The sequence below is a fragment of the uncultured Halopseudomonas sp. genome (assembly GCF_963977355.1).
Taxonomy (GTDB): Bacteria; Pseudomonadota; Gammaproteobacteria; order Pseudomonadales; family Pseudomonadaceae; genus Halopseudomonas.
On sequence record NZ_CAXBOV010000033.1, the window covers coordinates 1 to 17,074 of the forward strand.

The window sequence follows — 17,074 nt, forward strand, 5'->3', positions numbered from 1 at the left end:
AAGCGTCACTACCAGAGTCTGGCAAGTGTCTAGAATACTGGGGGCGATTCAGTCAGTATTCCCGCATGGTACCACCAAATCCCAAATGCAGTAGCCCATGCACTGCCATTAGAAGGTATTTCTGTAGCCTCGAAGCTTTTTTCAGCATGCATCGGGTTTCGCAGGAGGACCAGGAGCAGCTCGCTGGGTATCCCTCTATGCTTACAAACATGGCCCAGTTTTATTACGCAGTCTCTTTTACTTTATTACCTCATGCTCGGGAGTGTCGCGCAGATGCGGGCAAGGTTATTGCCCCGGGCTTTGTGCTCCTAACGGCGTTTGTTATGCACGTACGCCATCCAAGGCTTTCAACATCTTCAAAATTACCAACGCAAACGCCCGGCTCTTGGTCTCGTTATCCAGCACTTCCAGCGACAGTTTCTCGTGGTTGGTCATGGCGTCGAGCACGGTGTCCAGCACGCGCTTTGGGAACAGGCCGTGCATCACTTGCTCCACCGAGTGGTTGTTCACCTGGGCCATCACATCCTCCTGGCGGCTGATGCGATTGGCTATGCCGGTGAGGAATTGCAGCTGGTCGTCATCGCTTACCTCGGCGCCGAAGATATCGTTCAGCGCTTCGATGATTTCTGACAGACGTTTTTTGTCCGGGTCATGGGGCTTGCCGCTGCCGACCGCGCTGGCTGGATCGAGGCTGTAGTCACCGTCTTCCTCGCTCAGCCGCAGTTGATGCTCGGCGCGCTTGCTCAGACGGTAGTGGCTCAGTTGCAGTTCGCCCACGTCCACGTCGTCTTGTTGCAGGCGGTCCACGCGCAGCAGCGGATGTAGATGCTTGGCGTAAACGCACAACTGCTCCAACTCGCGATCCTCATAAGGCACAATCTGTGAGAGGAACTCATACAGGCGCACGAAGCTCTGCAGGTTTTTGCGGAACAGGTCCAACTGGTCAACCTGCTCACCAGCCTCTTTCAGCGCGTGCTCGGCTTTTTTCAGACCAGCGCTATCGCCGTTGGCCTCTGCTGTGCGCTTGAACTCCAGGGCCTGCTGGCGTGACTCCAGCGAGAAGGCATAACGCTTGGCAAAGCGCTCCTTGGCCGGCGTGCAGTAGTAGCTTAGCTTGCTAGCCGCTGCCTTGGGGTCGAAGAAGGCGATGGCGAACGCCTCAACCTCCTGCCAGTAATAGATCCCCTCAGCATCCAGCTTCTTCTGCAGGTCATAGATGATCTGCGGGTCAGTCACATCGGTCAGCTCGGCCTTGGTGTAGTACGGCAAGAAGGCGTCGAGAATGTCCTGCGGCTCGTTGAAGAAGTCGAGGATGAAGGTTTCCTTGCTGTCGCCGAAGGTGCGGTTCAACCGCGACAGGGTTTGCACGCAGTCCACGCCTTGCAGTTTCTTGTCCACGTACATGGCGCACAGCTTGGGTTGATCGAAGCCGGTCTGGTACTTGTTGGCGGCGATCATCACGTTGAAATCCTGGGTATCGAAGGCCTTGGCCAAGTCACGGCCATTTAGGCCGGCATTGAGCAGGCTACTGCTTTCCGTGACCTCCTCCGGGATCACTTCATCCGGCAATACGCTACCGGAGAACGCCACCAGCGGGTGCACATCGCTGTAACCCATCTGCTGCACATAAGCCTTCACGGCCAACTGGTAGCGCACCGCCTCCTGACGGCTGCTGGTCACCACCATGGCCTTGGCCTGGCCACCCAGCAGGCCACGAATATTGGCGCGGAAGTGCTCGACGAGCACCTCGACCTTCTGGCTGATATTGTACGGGTGCAAGCGCACCCAGCGCGCCAGCTTGATGCGTGCTTTCTTACTATCGACCTCGTCGTCCGCTTCCTCACCATTGGGGTGGGCGATCTTCCAGGCGGTGCTGTAGGTGGTGTAGTTGCGCAGCACGTCGAGGATAAAACCCTCTTCGATGGCCTGGCGCATGGAGTACAGGTGAAACGCCTCGGGCTTGTTGCTGGCACTGGCCGGCAGCGTCGGGTCGGCCGGGCGCCCGAACAGCTCTAGGGTCTTGGCCTTGGGCGTGGCGGTAAAGGCGTAGTAGCTGATGCGCTCATTCGGCTGGCGCGCCTGCACGGCGGCGTCGAGCAGCTCTTCGGCGCTGACTTCTTCCGCCTCCAGCGCATCGCTGCCGAGAATCTGTTTCAGCTTGCTGGCCGATGAGCCTGTTTGCGAGGAATGAGCCTCGTCGGCGATCACCGCATAGCGTCCGCTGGCCAGCTTGGGGTACTTGTCCAGGGCATCGAACAGCGCCGGAAAGGTCTGGATGGTGACGATGATAATGCGCGTCTGCTCGGCCAATGCCTCGGCCAGTTGCTCGGATTTGCTCTGACTGCTTGTTTCGCGATTGACCTGCTTAACTACACCCTGGGCATGCTCGAACTGGTAGATGGTGTCCTGCAGCTGCTTGTCCAGCACGGTGCGGTCGGTAATCACGATCACGGAGTTGAACAGGCGCTGGCCAGCATCATCGTACAGCGAGGCCAGTTGATGCGCCGTCCAGGCGATAGAGTTGGACTTGCCCGAGCCGGCGCTGTGCTGGATCAAGTAGCGCTTGCCCGGGCCTTCGGCGCGGGTGGTGTTGATCAGCGTGTTGACCACTTCCCACTGGTGGTAACGCGGGAAGATCATCGTTTCTTTGGTCACCGGCGTGCCATCGAAGCCTTCGTTGATCTTCTTCTCCAGGTGCAGGAAGCGCCCCAGCACCTTGAGCCAAGCATCCGGCTGCAGCAGGCGTTGCCACAGGTAGCCGGTGGCGTACTGGCTGTCATCTTCAGGCATCGGGTTGCCTGCGCCGCCTTCCGCGCTACCAAGGTTGAACGGCAGGAAGAAGGTGTCTTTACCTGCCAGCTTGGTGGTCATCGCCACTTCATTCTGACCCACGGCAAAGTGCACCAACGCGCCACGCTTGAAGGTCAGCAGTGGCTCGGGTTTGCGCGTTAGCGGGTCTTTTACCGGGCGGTCTTGGCGATACTGGCGCTTGGCGTTTTCCACCGACTGCTTGAACTCGCTTTTCAGCTCCAGCGTGGCGGTGGGAATGCCGTTGACGAACAGCACCAGATCCAGTCGTGGGTTGTAGCTCTGCCCGCCGCTAGCCGCATCACGCGCATGGGGCGAGTAAGACACCTCCGGCACCACCCGCAGGCGGTTGCACTGGTAGCGCTTGAGGGTGTCCGGGTTCATGCCGTGGTCGGGTTGGAAGCTACACAGCTCCACCTTCACTGCCGGCAGCTTGAAACCGTAGCGCAGCACATCCAGGGTGCCGCTCTGCTCCAGCTCGCGCACCAGCTTTTGCACCAGCACGCCGTCCGGGTAATTCGGGTTAGCCTTGGCGAACTTGTCCCAACGCTCCGGCCAGGCGTCCTTGAAGTAGCCCACCACATCTTCGGTATACAGCGCCGTGCGGCGGTCGTAGCCGCTGGCGGTGCCGACCAGCCAGCCTTGGGCGGCCAGGGCGTCGATAATATCCTGCTGAAACTGCGCTTCCTTGCTGTCCGCCATTACACGACCTCTTGTACTAATTCAGGGGTTGGCGCGCTGGCCGGCGGTTGCCAGCTGCGTACGTCGATTTTGCCGGTGACGGCGGCGGAGATTAGGGCGGAGCGGCGTTCTTTCAATAACTCCATTGTGCGCCATGCTTCGCTAGTCAATTGGCTTGCGGCTGCACACCTCAACTGAAGAAACTCAGTAATAAGTACTTGTTCTTCAAGTGGGGGGAAAACGCCAACAACCTTCGTAAGGTTCTGAATTGACAAGCGAGGCAAACCTGCACCTTTTACAAAACCATCGACCTGTTGGGAAACGACCCAAGACTGACATAGAAAATCGAGGTAGCTGGGTAGCAACTCCTCTATATCCGGCCTAATAATAATCAGCGACGATGCAACGACAAACTTGGGCGAATTTTCGCCAACTACAATAGTCCTCCCTATAGTCCCATCTTTGCTGAATAGCACATCACCAGCTGCTGGCTGACATCCAGTTTTCACTAAGTACTCATAACTGGCAGCCGAGGTGCGAAGGCACGCTTCGAAATCTATACCTTCGTCCGATACGTCTCTGGTAGATACAAAGCAGTAAACCCCGTTCTCTGTCTCGGGAGAAATATGAGCGCCATCGGTAATCAGATCACATCTACGTTTAATTTGAGTGATTTCCCAATGCGCCGGTACCTCGCCCAGCCACTCCACGCCGGAGTCCTTCATCAGCACCGTCGGGTCGAGGCCTTTGGTGACGGCGCGAGAGATCACGGCCTGGCGCTTTTCCTTGAGCAGTTCGATCAGGCGCTGCTGCTCTTCGATCAGCGCGTCGATGCGGTCAGTTTCGTGGTCAAGGAATCGGGCGATTTGGGTTTGTTCAGGACGGGGCAGCAATGGGATTTTGATTCCGCCCAGCTTTCCTTTTGTCACATGCACCATTCCGATTATGCCGTGAGCCTGATCCTCAATCGCTTTAGTAACAGCCCTTAACGTCCAATACAGCCATTTTTTATCGCACCGAAAATCAGCTATTCGGAAAATATGCTGATTCAGATAGTGAAGACCTATTCCATGCCATAAAAACGGACCGAAAGAGGTGCCACGGTTTCCAGACCAGCCAAATAAAAGATCGCCAGTTTTGACGTGATACCTTTCCTCAACAGACCCTTCGTAGCAGTTGAAACTCTCTCCATTGTTCAGATTCTCAATCCGAATGATAGGGATACCTCCTTCGCTCCACTGCTCAGGCTTGAATGCCATGCCATTTATGAAATCAGCTATATATTTAAATGGTATTGGCTCCCAACCCTCAGGTATCGCCCCCAACCACTCCACTCCGGACCCCTTGTACACCGGATACGCTGAAAAACTCATGCCGACAGTTCCTCGATCATCTGCTTGATACGGTCAGTGCAGGCTTTCAGGTCGCTATCGATCTGGGCCAACGGACGCGGTGGCTGGAACACATAGAAGTGGCGGTTAAAGGGAATCTCGAAGCCGACAATGCCGACCTCGCCGTCCAGCGCATCGGTTTTGCTTTCGTCGATCCAGGCATCCGGCACATGTGGGATGACTTCGCGTTGGAAGTAGTCGTACACCGATTCGCCCAGCGGCACGTTCTCGTTGTCGCGCAGATCTGGATCGGGTTCAGGGTTTCCCTTGTTATCACGACAGACTTCTCCCTCACTGCCTTTCAGATTGATGAGCTTCTCTAGCGCCTTGAAGTGCTTTGCCTTCATAACCCCCTTCGGGGCATAGGTTTCCATTCTCTCTTCAATTTCTTTGCGAAACTGTGTGCGTGAGAGTATTGGGCCGTGCTCTTTGCAGTGGCCCGCCATGCCTACCAGTATGTTGCTCAAACCCCACTGAATCTCTTCCGGCAACTTGCGATACGCGTCATCGGTTTTTAGGGCCTCAATTCCCTTTTCTGATTGTTCATCAAATTTGAAGCGCAACGGACGCTCGACCGTGATACGCCGGTAGCCGAAGGCGTCGATGGGGAAGATTTTGCTCTGCGCGTTGTGCTCGAAGCTGCCATACAAGCGCACCAGCTCGCTGATTTGATCCTCGGTGATGTACTGGCGCTTGCTGCCCAGCGACTTGCGCATTTTGGCGTAGAGCTGGCTGCCGTCGATCAACTGCATCTTGCTCTGGCGCGCAGCGGCCTTATGATTACTGAGTATCCACACATAGGTGGCGATGCCGGTGTTGTAGAACATGTCGGTGGGCAACGCGACTATGGCTTCGACCAGATCGTTCTGCAGCAGGTAGCGGCGAATCTCCGACTCCCCCGAACCCGCGCCGCCGGTAAACAGCGGCGAGCCGTTGAGGATGATACCGATGCGCGAGCCACCGTCGCGCGGGTCACGCATCTTGCTAACCAGGTGCAGGAGGAACAGCAGTGAACCGTCGGACACCCTTGGTAGGCCGGGGCCGAAACGGCCGTCGAAGCCTTTTTGGCTATGCTCGTCTGTGATCTGCTTCTGGACCTTCTTCCACTCCACGCCGAACGGCGGGTTGCTCAGCATAAAGTCGAAGCCTTTGCCGGCCAGTTGATCGTTGGACAGGGTGTTGCCGAGCTTGATGCTGGCCACGTCCTGGCCCTTGATCAGCATGTCCGCCTTGCAGATTGCATAGGACTCGGGATTGAGCTCCTGGCCGTGCAGCGAAACGCTGACCTTGTCGCTGATGGACTGGATGTACTCATCCCCCTCAGACAGAAAGCCACCGGTGCCGGCGGTTGGGTCGTAGATGGTGACAATGCTGTTGGGCGCGAGTTTGTGGTCCTGATCAGTTATCACCAGTGAGGTGGTGAGGTGCACGATGTCGCGCGGTGTGAAGTGCTCACCGGCCGTTTCGTTGGAGCTTTCCGCGAACTTGCGGATTAGCTCTTCAAAGATGATGCCCATACCGAAGTTGCTTATGAACTCGGGACTCAGATCCGTTGCGGCGAAGCGCTGCACCACCTGATACAACAGGTTGGCGCTTTCCAACTGCTGGACGAAGTCTTCAAAGTGGAAGTGCTCGAAGATCTCGCGGGCGTCTTTGCTGAACGCCTGCACGTAGCTCATCAGGTCGGCGGCGGTCTGGGTATCCGACAGAGTGCCGAGGGTCAGCGGCGAGGCGTTGAAGAACTGTAAGCCACCGGCGGCGCGGAGCAGGAACATCTCACGCACGGCGTCCGGGCGGCCTTCCTGAGCGAAGGTCTGGTTGATCACTTCACTCTTGGTTGGCGCAAGCACGCACTCCATCCGGCGCAGCAGGGTGAAAGGCAGGATTATGCGGCCGTACTGAGACTGCTTGAAATCACCACGCAGCAGGTCGGCGATGGACCAAAGAAAGGCGGCGGTTTGGGAATGGTTTTCCATATTCAAGCAATTGCTCCCTTTATTTGTACAACAAATAACTGAGTTTACCCCAGCGACGTATCAGGAATTAGTCCAAATTTTTCTGCTGGGGTCTTTGACGGTCTATTTGCGAACTATTGCTGAACTAAGAATGTTAGCTATTTTTAGTCAGCAAACAGAACGGCTACAGGAGGGCTTGGCATTATGCGGAAGTCTTAGTTTGGTGAGCTAGCTGTTGAATTGAGATTCAGGTCATCCGGGGTTTTTTGAAAAATTCCCTTGAATAACTTTCTCGGTTGGCGCGGTGGTGATGTAGTGCGCCCAATCATCCATCAGCGCCCGGCGCTTCTCGAACAGGTCTCCACGTCGGTAAGCGGCCTCTACTGCGTTGCCCAGGCTATGGGCTAGCGCCTGCTCGCAAACGTCACGCGGATGCGGTGTGCATTCGCCTGCCCAGTCGCGGAAGGTAGACCGGAAACCATGCATGGTCAGGTCGGTGCGCTTGATGTGTCGCAGTCCCATAAGCATAGCCATATTGGACAGAGGCTTGCCGCTTCTCATGCCGGGGAACAGGTGTTGGTTGTCGTCATAGCGCGGTAATTGTTCCAGCAACTCCACAAGCGCATCAGAGAGCGGTACGCGGTGTTCCTTGCGCATCTTCATGCGTTCAGCCGGTACGGTCCATACGCGCGCTTCTAGGTCTACTTCACCCCACGTTGCGCCTAGCACTTCACTGGTGCGGCAGGCGGTGAGAATCGTCATTTGCATAGCCTTGAACGTCACCTTGTCCAATTTTTTCAGCTTGACCATGAAGGAGGGCAGTTCAGACCAGGGCAGGGCGGCGTGATGCTTTACGGCTTGAACCTTCTCACGCTTGGGCAACAGCTTGTCCAGGTGCCCGCGCCAACGTGCTGGGTTCTCGCCTTCGCGTAGGCGTCGGGCTTTGGCTGCATCCAATACCAGTTCAATGCGATTGCGAACCCGGCTTGCCGTCTCTGGCTTGCCGGTCCAAATCGGTTGCAGGACCTTCAATACATGTTCGGTAGTTATGTCACCCGGCGACAGCTTGCCAATGAAGGGTGATGCATACGTGTTCAGCGTGTTTTTCCATTGCTGGGCATGCTTGGCGTTCTTCCAGCCGGGGCGGTGGGCTGCAATGTAATCAGCTGCCACACTATCAAAGGTAATCTTCTTGGCAGCCTCGGTGATGGCGGCAGCCTCTTTAGCTGCTCGCTCGGCGTTCGCGGCGTCGATGGGATCAATGCCGGCGCTGATCTGGCGGCGTGCATCTTCTGCGTCGTTGCGAGCGTTCTCCAGGGAGCGGGCGGGATATTTGCCTAGCCCCATCTCCCGGCGTTTGCCATTGAGCTGGTAGCGGAACACCCACGACTTGCGGCCAGTCTTGCTAATAACCAAGCGCAAGCCGTTGCCGTCCTCGTAGGTTCCCGGCTTGGCTAGGTTCTCCACCTGCTTGGATTTGAGCTTGTATCCAGTCCTGTCCGCCATACTGATCCCCCACTATTATGGCTGATCCCCCATTTGATCCCCCACTGAATTAATGGAAGGCAACAATGGGCTTTGATGCTTGTTGGACAGATACTAGGCTGTAATGCCTGGTATTGCTAGCTTAATGGGTAGTTTATGGTTCGCTTAATAGTTTTTTGTAGAAGCCTATAGATCGACATTGGTAGGACTGACTCTCCGCCATATTTATGCCTCAAGGCCCCGTTATTCGGGGCTTTGTTGTTTCTGGGGCTTTCTGTTCCCACGATTCCATAATTCGTGAGCAGTATGTTGCTCACCATCCTCTGCTATTCCGGGGGGCTTGGTGTCGGCGTTTCGGGCTTTACCTTGCGACGGGATGAAGCACAGCTGACCGTCGGGAAGATAGGTCACAGCACCGCCGCCAGTTGGGTTCGTTTTCTTGAATAGGCCGAGTTTCCATCGCAGATCAAAAATGAGCCCATGGGGAAATGCTCGGAGCCTGGCGAGATAGGAGCTGTTCATTTGCTGACCTAGTAATTGGGATCAGATGAAAATTAATTCTTCTGACCCTTTGCTGGTTCATATGATTTTCTTATTCTTATTAACTGCCTGCTCGTTAGAAGTGTTCGCCTGCCCCCTTTTTCTCGAGGCCGATGCAGTGGATTGGCACTTCAAGTGCTGCATCCCGCATCAGGTTGCCAGTTGCTGGTCTTTAATGTGACGACCTATCCAGCTATCCCATTGAGCCGCTTGTCTGCCTGGTATGAAGCCAATCTGAGACGTTCATTGCGCGTAAGCATGTATTTCATCAAGCTGTGTGAGAGTGCATAAGTCTCGATATGAATGCCATCCGGGCGACCCACCACGCGAACCAATCCTTTAGTCAGCAGTTTTTCAAACTGCGTGTATAGCATTTCTACTCCAGATGATTTTTCAAGTGCTCTTATGCGAGACTCTATTGAATCCATTGTGTGAAGACACCTCCGTACATTGCTTTTGTTTCGGTTCGTTCTTTGGTCAGGCATATGTATGGGAAGTTCATATTAAAGCTTATAGGAATCAGATACCTGAAGCATTCAAATAAGGATGTAAAAAAAAGCTTCAGAAATATCCTGGTATTCAGGGCAGCCGTTAGCGACTTGGACTTGAGGGTCAAATGAGCATTCGAGTGCTGCTGCCTATTTACTGAAGTTCCAGCATGGACTTCCCCCCGAAACGCATGACACACCCCAGGCTCAATTGGAGGCCCTTTCAAAGGCCTCGGAGTTCTGGACGCAGGGGCTTTGCTTTTTTCTGCAACGCCTGTATCCGGCGCTTTTCCCGATAATGCTTCGAGCATTAAACCGGAGCGCGTCCCTAGTGCTTGAGCAAATCAAGATATCTCTATCAATGTCTCTGAATGAGCCGATTACAATTTATGCTCGGCCAGGGGCTGTGTTTCATAAGCGGCATGAATGTTCATTCATTTTATGGTATTTGCCATCTCCCGTTTGAATATTCTTGTCCTGAACTGTCTCATCGCCTTGAATAGATTGGATCTCCTGTTCCGTAGATCTCAAAATTATTGCGAAAAATCCCTATCGAGATTTGCTTCTCCAAAGCCTGTTTGCAGGCCAGTTGTGCGCGAAAGGGAAGGCTGGATAATTCTCATTGGCGCGCATGGTGTATCCAGTTGACCAATCGTCCAAATAATATTATGTCTCATATACGAAACCTTATTGAATTTTGATCAGGCCGCCCGAGAGTAGCTTTTCATTCTGGTAATCGACAATTACGAGACCTAACCTCTGGCCGTGGAGCGCATCGCCCGTTTTGATGAAAGGGCCGGCGCGCAACTCGTCGTCCGGCGTGTTTGTCCTTCGGTGAACGGCGCAATGGAATCCTACGCAGGATTTCCAACCAGCTCCGATGCGGCGACAAGCAGGACTCCATTACAAGAACAATCGGAGATCGGCATGCAACCTTTTTACTTGAAAAAGCCCCTGCGCAAAGCGGTTTTGGCAGCTTCCCTGGCCCCTTTTTTATTCTCCTTAAGTGGGTGTCTTGGCGGATCAAGCTCTGGTGGCAACGGCGCGTTATCGGGAACCTTTGTCGATAGCGCGGTGGCAGGCCTGGATTATCAGGCCGGCAATAGCGCTGGGCAGACCAATGCAAGTGGCCAATTTACGTATACAGCTGGCCAGACGGTCAACTTTGCCATTGGCGATCTGGAGCTGGGCTCCGCCCTTGGCGCTGCGGTGTTGACTCCATTGGGCATAGTGGACGGTGCGCAGGGCGCGGACGATCAGCGGGTAAGCAATATGCTGGTACTGCTACAGTCGCTGGATGCCGATGGTAATCTCAATAACGGAATTCAAATCACTCAAGCTATTCGCGAGGAGGTGTCGCTCAACGCGGGTAGTCTTCTGCTTGATCAGTCACCGGCTGATTTCCGCGCCAGTCTGGCCACGCTTGTTGCGACACTGGAGGGGGAGGGCGCGTTCAGCGACACGGATCCACGGGCGCGAAGCCTGGTCAGTGCGGCAGATGCCCAAGAGCATTTCCAGCGTGCCACCAGCCCGCGGTTGGTAGTCAAAACCACAGCGGGCGATCTGAGTGGCTTTGAGGCGGATGCCAATACCTGGCAATTCCTTGGGGTCCCTTATGCCAAACCGCCGCTGGGCGATCTACGTTGGAAAGCGCCTGAGCAACCGGCTGCCTGGGAAGGTGTGCGAGATGCAGTGGCGTGGAGCGATCAGGCTGCGCAGAATCCAGGTTTGCAGCGCTTCGGTGAGGGTGGGATGAGTGAAGATTCGCTGTATCTCAACATTACTGCACCCAAGGAAGCCGAATCCCTACCGGTCATGGTCTGGTTTCACGGTGGTGGTTTTACCTCTCTAACCAGCAACACTACACCATTCAACAACCCCAAGGCCGTGGCCAGCAAGGGTGTGGTGCAGGTGTCGGTCAACCATCGTCTGGGGCCGTTTGGCTATATTGCCCACCCGCAGCTCAGTGTCGAGAGCGGGTACCAGGGTTCCGGCAACTATGGGCAGATGGATCTGATCATGGCGCTGGAATGGGTGCGGGACAATATCGAGGAATTCGGTGGGGATCCGGCTAACGTCACCATCTTCGGGGAGTCCGGTGGTGGCCGCAAGGTACTGTCGCTGATGGCCTCACCAGAGGCGAAAGGTCTGTTTCACAAGGCGATCAGTCAGAGCGGCACGCTGTATCCCGATACGCGTAGTCTGGCAGCTGCGGAAGCAATCGGTAGTGATTTGCAGAGTAACCTGAACGCTGCTTCCCTGGAGGAGATGCGTGAGCGGAGCTGGTTGCAGGTGGTATCTGCGGCGGCCACATTGATTCCCTATACCAATGTCGACAACTTCTACTTGCCCACAACTGAACGCGTCAGTTTCGAAACGGAGACCGATAACGACGTGCCCTTCATGTTTGTGGTCAATACCAACGACACCATCGATCCCATCAATACGGTGAAGGACGTGTTCCCCTGGATGGCTCCTCTGAAGGATGCGCCCACGTACGCGACTTTGTTCAGTCATCAACCGTCCGGCTGGAAAGAGCGTGGTGTACAGGCCTACCACGGTGCCGAGCTGGCCTACATGTTCAATATGCCCACCAGCGTCATCACTCACTACCTGCTTGGGCTGGTGATAGATCCGGCTACGGGCCGGTCGCTGGTGATCGGTGATTTGAATGGCAACGGTGTATCCGGCTCTGCCGGCGATGCGGCCGATGTGTTTGCTTCAGCCGGTTTTGATGCCACCGATGACCAGGTCATCGACCGCATGCTGACCATCTGGACCAACTTCGCCAAGACCGGCAACCCAAGCATCTCAGGCGAGCTTGAATATCCCGAATATGACGCGCAAATCCAGCAATACGTGGAGCTGAGCGATATTGCCGAAGTGAAGTCGGGTATTGCCAATGAGTTTGCCGACTGATGGCTACAACAACAAAAACCTGCAAGGGAGAAAGTCATGATCAATTCAGGTAAGTCTATATTTGTACCCCGTGGCGTGTGGTGGTGCGTGGCGCTAGCGCCGCTACTATCGCTGGGCGGATGTTTAGGTGGCGGCGGCTCTGGCAGCAATGCGCTGAGCGGTACCTTCGTCGATAGCCCGGTGGCGGGTCTTGATTACCAGGGGCCCAACAGCGGGTCCGCTCGGACCGACGCCGCAGGCAAGTTCAGTTACTTTCCCGGCGAAACGCTGAGTTTCGCCATTGGCGATCTGGCGTTGGGCCAGGCCGCTGGTTCGGCGCAGTTGACGCCGTTGAGTATTGTTACGGGGGCGGCAAATGCACAGGATTCGCGTGTGAGCAACATGCTCGTGCTGCTCCAGAGTCTGGACGCTGACGGAGACCTGAACAACGGCATCCAGATCACCCAGCAGATCCGCGACGAGGTTTCCTTCAATGCAAATGTTCTGGATCTAGGTCAGTCTGCTGCTGATTTCCGTACCCAACTGACTACCGTGCTGTCCACGCTTGAAACAGCTGGCGCCTTCAGCGACACCGACCCCCGGGCGCGCACGGCGATCAGTACGGCCGATGCCTTGGCGCATTTTGGCCGTTCAACCAGCGAGCGGGTGGTGGTCACTACCAATTCGGGCGACGTCAGAGGCTTTGCTGCGACCGACGATACCTGGCAGTTTCTAGGTGTTCCTTATGCGAAACCACCGCTAGGGGAGCTGCGCTGGACGCCCCCGCAACCGTTGGAGTCCTGGGATGGTGTACGGGAGGCCGTTTCCTGGGCGGACCAATCTGCACAGGATACCGCCCTGGAGAGTGTTAATGAGGGTGGCATGAGTGAAGACTCTCTCTATCTGAATATCACTGCTCCCAAGGATGCCGAGAATCTGCCCGTAATGGTCTGGTTCCACGGCGGTTCCTTTGCGATTCTGTCGGCCAACTCGGCCCAGTACAACAATCCGAACGGTTTGACCGAAAAGGGTGTTGTACTGGTCACCGTCAATCATCGCCTGGGTCCCTTCGGTTATATCGCCCATCCATTGCTGACAGCGGAAAGCGGTTATGGCGGCTCTGGCAATTACGGGCAGATGGATCTGGTGATGGCGCTTGAGTGGGTACGGGACAATATTGAAGCCTTTGGCGGCAATGCGGGTAACGTGACGATCTTTGGGCAGTCTGGCGGAGGCGGCAAGGTCTACTCATTGATGAATTCTCCGCAGGCTACCGGCCTGTTTCACAAGGCAATAGTGCAGAGCGGTTTTGCTCCGTTGGATACCACCAGTGGCCCGGAAGTGTCCCTGGCCGAGTCAGAAGCCATAGGCTCTGCATTGTTTGAACGTGCGGGTATAACTACTCTGGAGCAGGCGCGGGCATTACCCTGGAACGAACTGGTGAAGGCGGATCAGGACAACAATATTCCTCGTCAGACCTACCGCCCCAACTCGGATAACTACTACCAGCCGAATACCTACTACCAGAATGTGGTGAACGGTATGCCCAGCGATGTGCCGCTGATGGCGGGTGTCACCTCGGGTGACTACACAACGTTGCGCGCGGCTCTGCCAATATGGCTGGCGCAGCGGTCGGCGCAATATCAGTCCGAGCAGTTCATCTACAAGTTCAGCCGCGTACCGCCGGGCTGGACGGAGCTGGGGTTGGCGAGCTGCCATGGTTGCGAACTACCGTACCTGTTCAACTATCCGGCGGCCATGGTGCAGAATTACCTGCTTGGGCTGGTCTTGACACCCGAGGGCACGCGGCCGGCCATTGGTGACCTCAATGGCAACGGGGTGACGGGTGCGCAAGGTGATCCGGCGGACGTATTCGCCTCCATGCGCTATGGGCCGACCGATATAGCCATTGCTGACAAGACCATGACAATGTGGACCAACTTTGCCAAAACCGGTGATCCCAGTACCAATAGCCTGCTGTGGCCAGCCTACACATTGAATAACGACACCTTTGTGGAAATTGGACCAGGAAGTGATATTACGGTTGAAACCGGGCTGGCTGAATCGATCCAGTAAGCCTGACGCTAGTGTTTGCACAGTTGCTTCAGGCGTGCACTAGCGTGAAGTAAACCGCCCCGGCCATGGACTGATTCTGTGCCCGGGGCTTTTTTTGTTCGGCTTTAGCTGCAAGCAAGAATATGGGCTTGTGGCAGGCTTGGCTTTGCTGGCAGATTCGCTTGGATCGCGTCCCCTGCATCCGTGGGGATGAACCCCAAGCGACAAAGCTTAGTTCATGACGATTAAGTGCCACAGACACTGCTCCCGTCATATTTCTGCCTCAATTCTGTCGCCAAACATCCGCACAAGCTTCATTAAGCAAAAGTCTTTCTGTCATCTGTGATTCCCATTATGTCCAGGTTGATTCTAATAACCCGATGAGGAAGTCCGGATGTCTACAGTAATGCACAATGACCTGACCATTATTGATAACGGCGAGGGCGATGAGCCGGTTCGCGAAAGATCAACTGCGCCTCTGTTTGCCAGCGTCCTCGAAGCCCGGTTGGACCGTCGTCAGTTGCTAAAAGGCAGTGCCGGAGCCGCGGCCATAGGTTTTATGGGGCTGGGTCTGGCGGGCTGCAATAGCGGTTCTGATAGCGATGATAATGATGGTACACCGCCGCCTGCTGCGGCGCTGCTCGGCTTTTCTGCTGTCCCTGTCAACAGTCTGGACGTGATCACTGTGCCTGAAGGGTATAGCCATCAGGTTCTGATTCCCTGGGGCACTCCTATCACAGGTGATTTCCCGACCTTTTCAGTCAATAGTACGGGGGCGGACCAGGCGTCGCAGGTAGGCTCGCACCATGACGGTATGCACTTCTTTCCGATCAACGACAGTTCGGTAGACGGCCTCTTGGTCTTGAATCATGAGTACATCGAACCGCGCCTTATGCACGCGCGCGCGCAGGGCGTCGCACTGAGCGGTGGTGCTGTTCCGCCGCTAGTGGCAGGCAAAAGACCTGCAGATGAAGTGCTCAAGGAAATGAATGCGCACGGTGTGTCGATCGTTCGCGTCGTTCAGGGGGCTAATAAGGAATGGCAGGTGCAGCCGGACGCACTCAATCGCCGTATCACTGCCCTGACCCCCATGGCTATTCAAGGGCCGGTTCGCGGCACCGATTTCGTCAAGACCAAATACAGCCCGAATGGCACCATGACGCGTGGTACGCTGAACAACTGCGGTAACGGCTACACCCCATGGGGCACTTACATGGCAGCCGAAGAAAACTGGGCGGGTTATTTCTCCAACAGTGGAGACAATCCCCGCGAACATGCCGCTTATGGTATCCCTACCGGTAGCAATGGACGTTACGGTTGGGAGTCGGCTGACTCGGGTGCGGATGAGTACATTCGCTTTGATGCCAGCATCAAAGGTGCCTCCGCGATTGAGGACTACCGCAATGAGCCCGTGTGCTTTGGCTGGATGGTTGAGATCGACCCATTCGACCCCGACAGCACGCCCGTCAAACGCACTGCAATGGGCCGCTTCGGCCACGAGGGCGTGGTTTTCGCGCCGGCGGTAGAAGGGCGGCCAGTGGTCTGTTACTCCGGTGACGACTCTCAGTTTGAATACATCTACAAGTTCGTCTCCGCCACCAATTACAATTCGGCGACCGCTTCGGGCAGCCTGCTTGATACCGGCACACTCTACGTTGCCAAGTTCAATGCAGATGGCACCGGTGAATGGCTGCCGTTGGTCTTCGGCCAGAATGGTCTGACGCCCGCTAACAGCTTCACCAGCCAGGCTGATGTGCTGGTAAATACCCGTACAGCTGCCGATTTGCTCGGAGCTACCCCGATGGATCGTCCGGAGTGGGGTGCAGTCGACCCGGCCAATGGCGATGTGTATTTCACGCTGACCAATAACAGCCGCCGTACTGCTGCTCAGACCGATGAAGCCAACCCGCGTGCAGGCAACCCGCACGGCCACATTATCCGCTGGGCGGAAACCGGTGGTGACCACGCTGCAACGACTTTTGACTGGGATATCTTCCTATTCGCGGGTACCAGTGGGGAATTTGGTTCCGCTCCCAGTGTTGGCCAGGATCCGAAGGGCGAGCAATTGACAGCCGACAACATCTTGAGCTCGCCAGATGGCATGTGGATAGATCCTGACAGCCGTGTATGGATTCAGATGGACAGTGGTGCGACTGATCCCTTTGGTAATTGCGCGATGCTGACCGCTGATCCAAAGACTGGGGATATGAAGCGCTTCCTGGTCGGCCCTCTGGGACAGGAGATCACAGGTATCACCATGACTCCAGACCAGAGGACCATGTTCATCAACGTTCAGCACCCGGGTGATGGTACTTCGCCGGCAGATTTTGCGGCGGGCAACTATGAAAGCACCTGGCCTGACAACAGTCCTGGCTTGTTCCCGCCCCGTTCCTCCACAGTTGTTGTCTGGAAGGATGATGGCGGAATTATCGGTAGCTGATAGCGCTGCCGGCAGCTTAGGGACGAGCTGCCGGCAATTTTGCTGCGACGCCCAATCGTGCGTCGTCTTTATTTCTGGAGTAATAGTCATGGGTATAGGTGGAGTAAGTATCGGCTCGCTGCTGATTGTTCTGGTGATAGTGATGTTGCTGTTCGGCACGAAGCGGTTGCGCAGTATCGGTGGTGACCTGGGTGGCGCCTTGAGTGGATTCAAGAAAGCCGTCAGGGATGGCGAAGAATCCCGTGACGCCCTGGCAATTGATGTTGAGACGGATCTGCAGCACAGCCGGACTCATCAGAATGATAAAGCCGTTTCCTGAATGGGGTGCCAGAC

Annotated in this window: 8 protein-coding genes; 4 read left to right on the forward strand and 4 right to left on the reverse strand. The window is 55.6% G+C overall.

The window, feature by feature from the left end; all coding sequences use genetic code 11:
• Window positions 1–321 precede the first annotated feature (321 nt).
• From AAC076_RS15570 to AAC076_RS15585, 4 genes are all read right to left on the reverse strand, one after another.
• Window positions 322–3,510 carry a DEAD/DEAH box helicase family protein gene (locus AAC076_RS15570; protein ID WP_339847422.1) on the reverse strand — a complete coding sequence of 1,063 codons (3,189 nt, stop codon included), beginning with the start codon at window positions 3,508–3,510 and terminating at the stop codon, window positions 322–324.
• On the reverse strand, window positions 3,510–4,862 hold the full coding sequence (locus tag AAC076_RS15575; RefSeq protein ID WP_339847425.1) for a restriction endonuclease subunit S: 1,353 nt from the start codon (window positions 4,860–4,862) through the stop codon (window positions 3,510–3,512). Before AAC076_RS15575 ends, AAC076_RS15570 begins: the two co-directional genes overlap by 1 nt.
• Window positions 4,859–6,862, reverse strand: a complete 2,004-nt coding sequence (locus tag AAC076_RS15580) for a class I SAM-dependent DNA methyltransferase (protein WP_339847430.1) — start codon at window positions 6,860–6,862, stop codon at window positions 4,859–4,861. Before AAC076_RS15580 ends, AAC076_RS15575 begins: the two co-directional genes overlap by 4 nt.
• A gap of 225 nt (window positions 6,863–7,087) precedes the next feature.
• Window positions 7,088–8,341 (reverse strand): integrase arm-type DNA-binding domain-containing protein, encoded by a 1,254-nt coding sequence (locus AAC076_RS15585; protein ID WP_339847433.1) that lies wholly within the window; start codon window positions 8,339–8,341, stop codon window positions 7,088–7,090.
• 1,934 nt (window positions 8,342–10,275) lie between these two features.
• Here AAC076_RS15585 and AAC076_RS15590 point away from each other — a divergent pair.
• From AAC076_RS15590 to tatA, 4 genes are all read left to right on the forward strand, one after another.
• Window positions 10,276–12,267, forward strand: coding sequence for a carboxylesterase family protein (locus AAC076_RS15590; protein ID WP_339847436.1), 1,992 nt, complete (start codon window positions 10,276–10,278; stop codon window positions 12,265–12,267).
• Between the two features lie 36 nt (window positions 12,268–12,303).
• The gene (locus AAC076_RS15595) at window positions 12,304–14,322 is read left to right on the forward strand and encodes a carboxylesterase family protein (RefSeq protein WP_339847439.1); all 2,019 of its coding nucleotides are present in this window, start codon (window positions 12,304–12,306) and stop codon (window positions 14,320–14,322) included.
• Window positions 14,323–14,695: 373 nt separating this feature from the next.
• On the forward strand, window positions 14,696–16,741 hold the full coding sequence (locus tag AAC076_RS15600) for a PhoX family phosphatase (RefSeq protein ID WP_339847443.1): 2,046 nt from the start codon (window positions 14,696–14,698) through the stop codon (window positions 16,739–16,741).
• Between the two features lie 88 nt (window positions 16,742–16,829).
• Window positions 16,830–17,060 carry a twin-arginine translocase TatA/TatE family subunit gene (gene tatA / locus AAC076_RS15605; RefSeq protein WP_339847446.1) on the forward strand — a complete coding sequence of 77 codons (231 nt, stop codon included), beginning with the start codon at window positions 16,830–16,832 and terminating at the stop codon, window positions 17,058–17,060.
• Window positions 17,061–17,074: the final 14 nt, after the last annotated feature.

Excerpts from the sequence above, each read along its gene's own strand:
- AAC076_RS15570 (WP_339847422.1), bottom strand. The coding sequence starts at position 3,510 with ATGGCGGACAGCAAGGAAGCGCAGTTTCAGCAGGATATTATCGACGCC.
- AAC076_RS15575 (WP_339847425.1), bottom strand. The coding sequence starts at position 4,862 with ATGAGTTTTTCAGCGTATCCGGTGTACAAGGGGTCCGGAGTGGAGTGG.
- AAC076_RS15585 (WP_339847433.1), bottom strand. The coding sequence starts at position 8,341 with ATGGCGGACAGGACTGGATACAAGCTCAAATCCAAGCAGGTGGAGAAC.
- AAC076_RS15590 (WP_339847436.1), top strand. The coding sequence starts at position 10,276 with ATGCAACCTTTTTACTTGAAAAAGCCCCTGCGCAAAGCGGTTTTGGCA.
- AAC076_RS15595 (WP_339847439.1), top strand. The coding sequence starts at position 12,304 with ATGATCAATTCAGGTAAGTCTATATTTGTACCCCGTGGCGTGTGGTGG.
- AAC076_RS15600 (WP_339847443.1), top strand. The coding sequence starts at position 14,696 with ATGTCTACAGTAATGCACAATGACCTGACCATTATTGATAACGGCGAG.
- tatA (WP_339847446.1), top strand. The coding sequence starts at position 16,830 with ATGGGTATAGGTGGAGTAAGTATCGGCTCGCTGCTGATTGTTCTGGTG.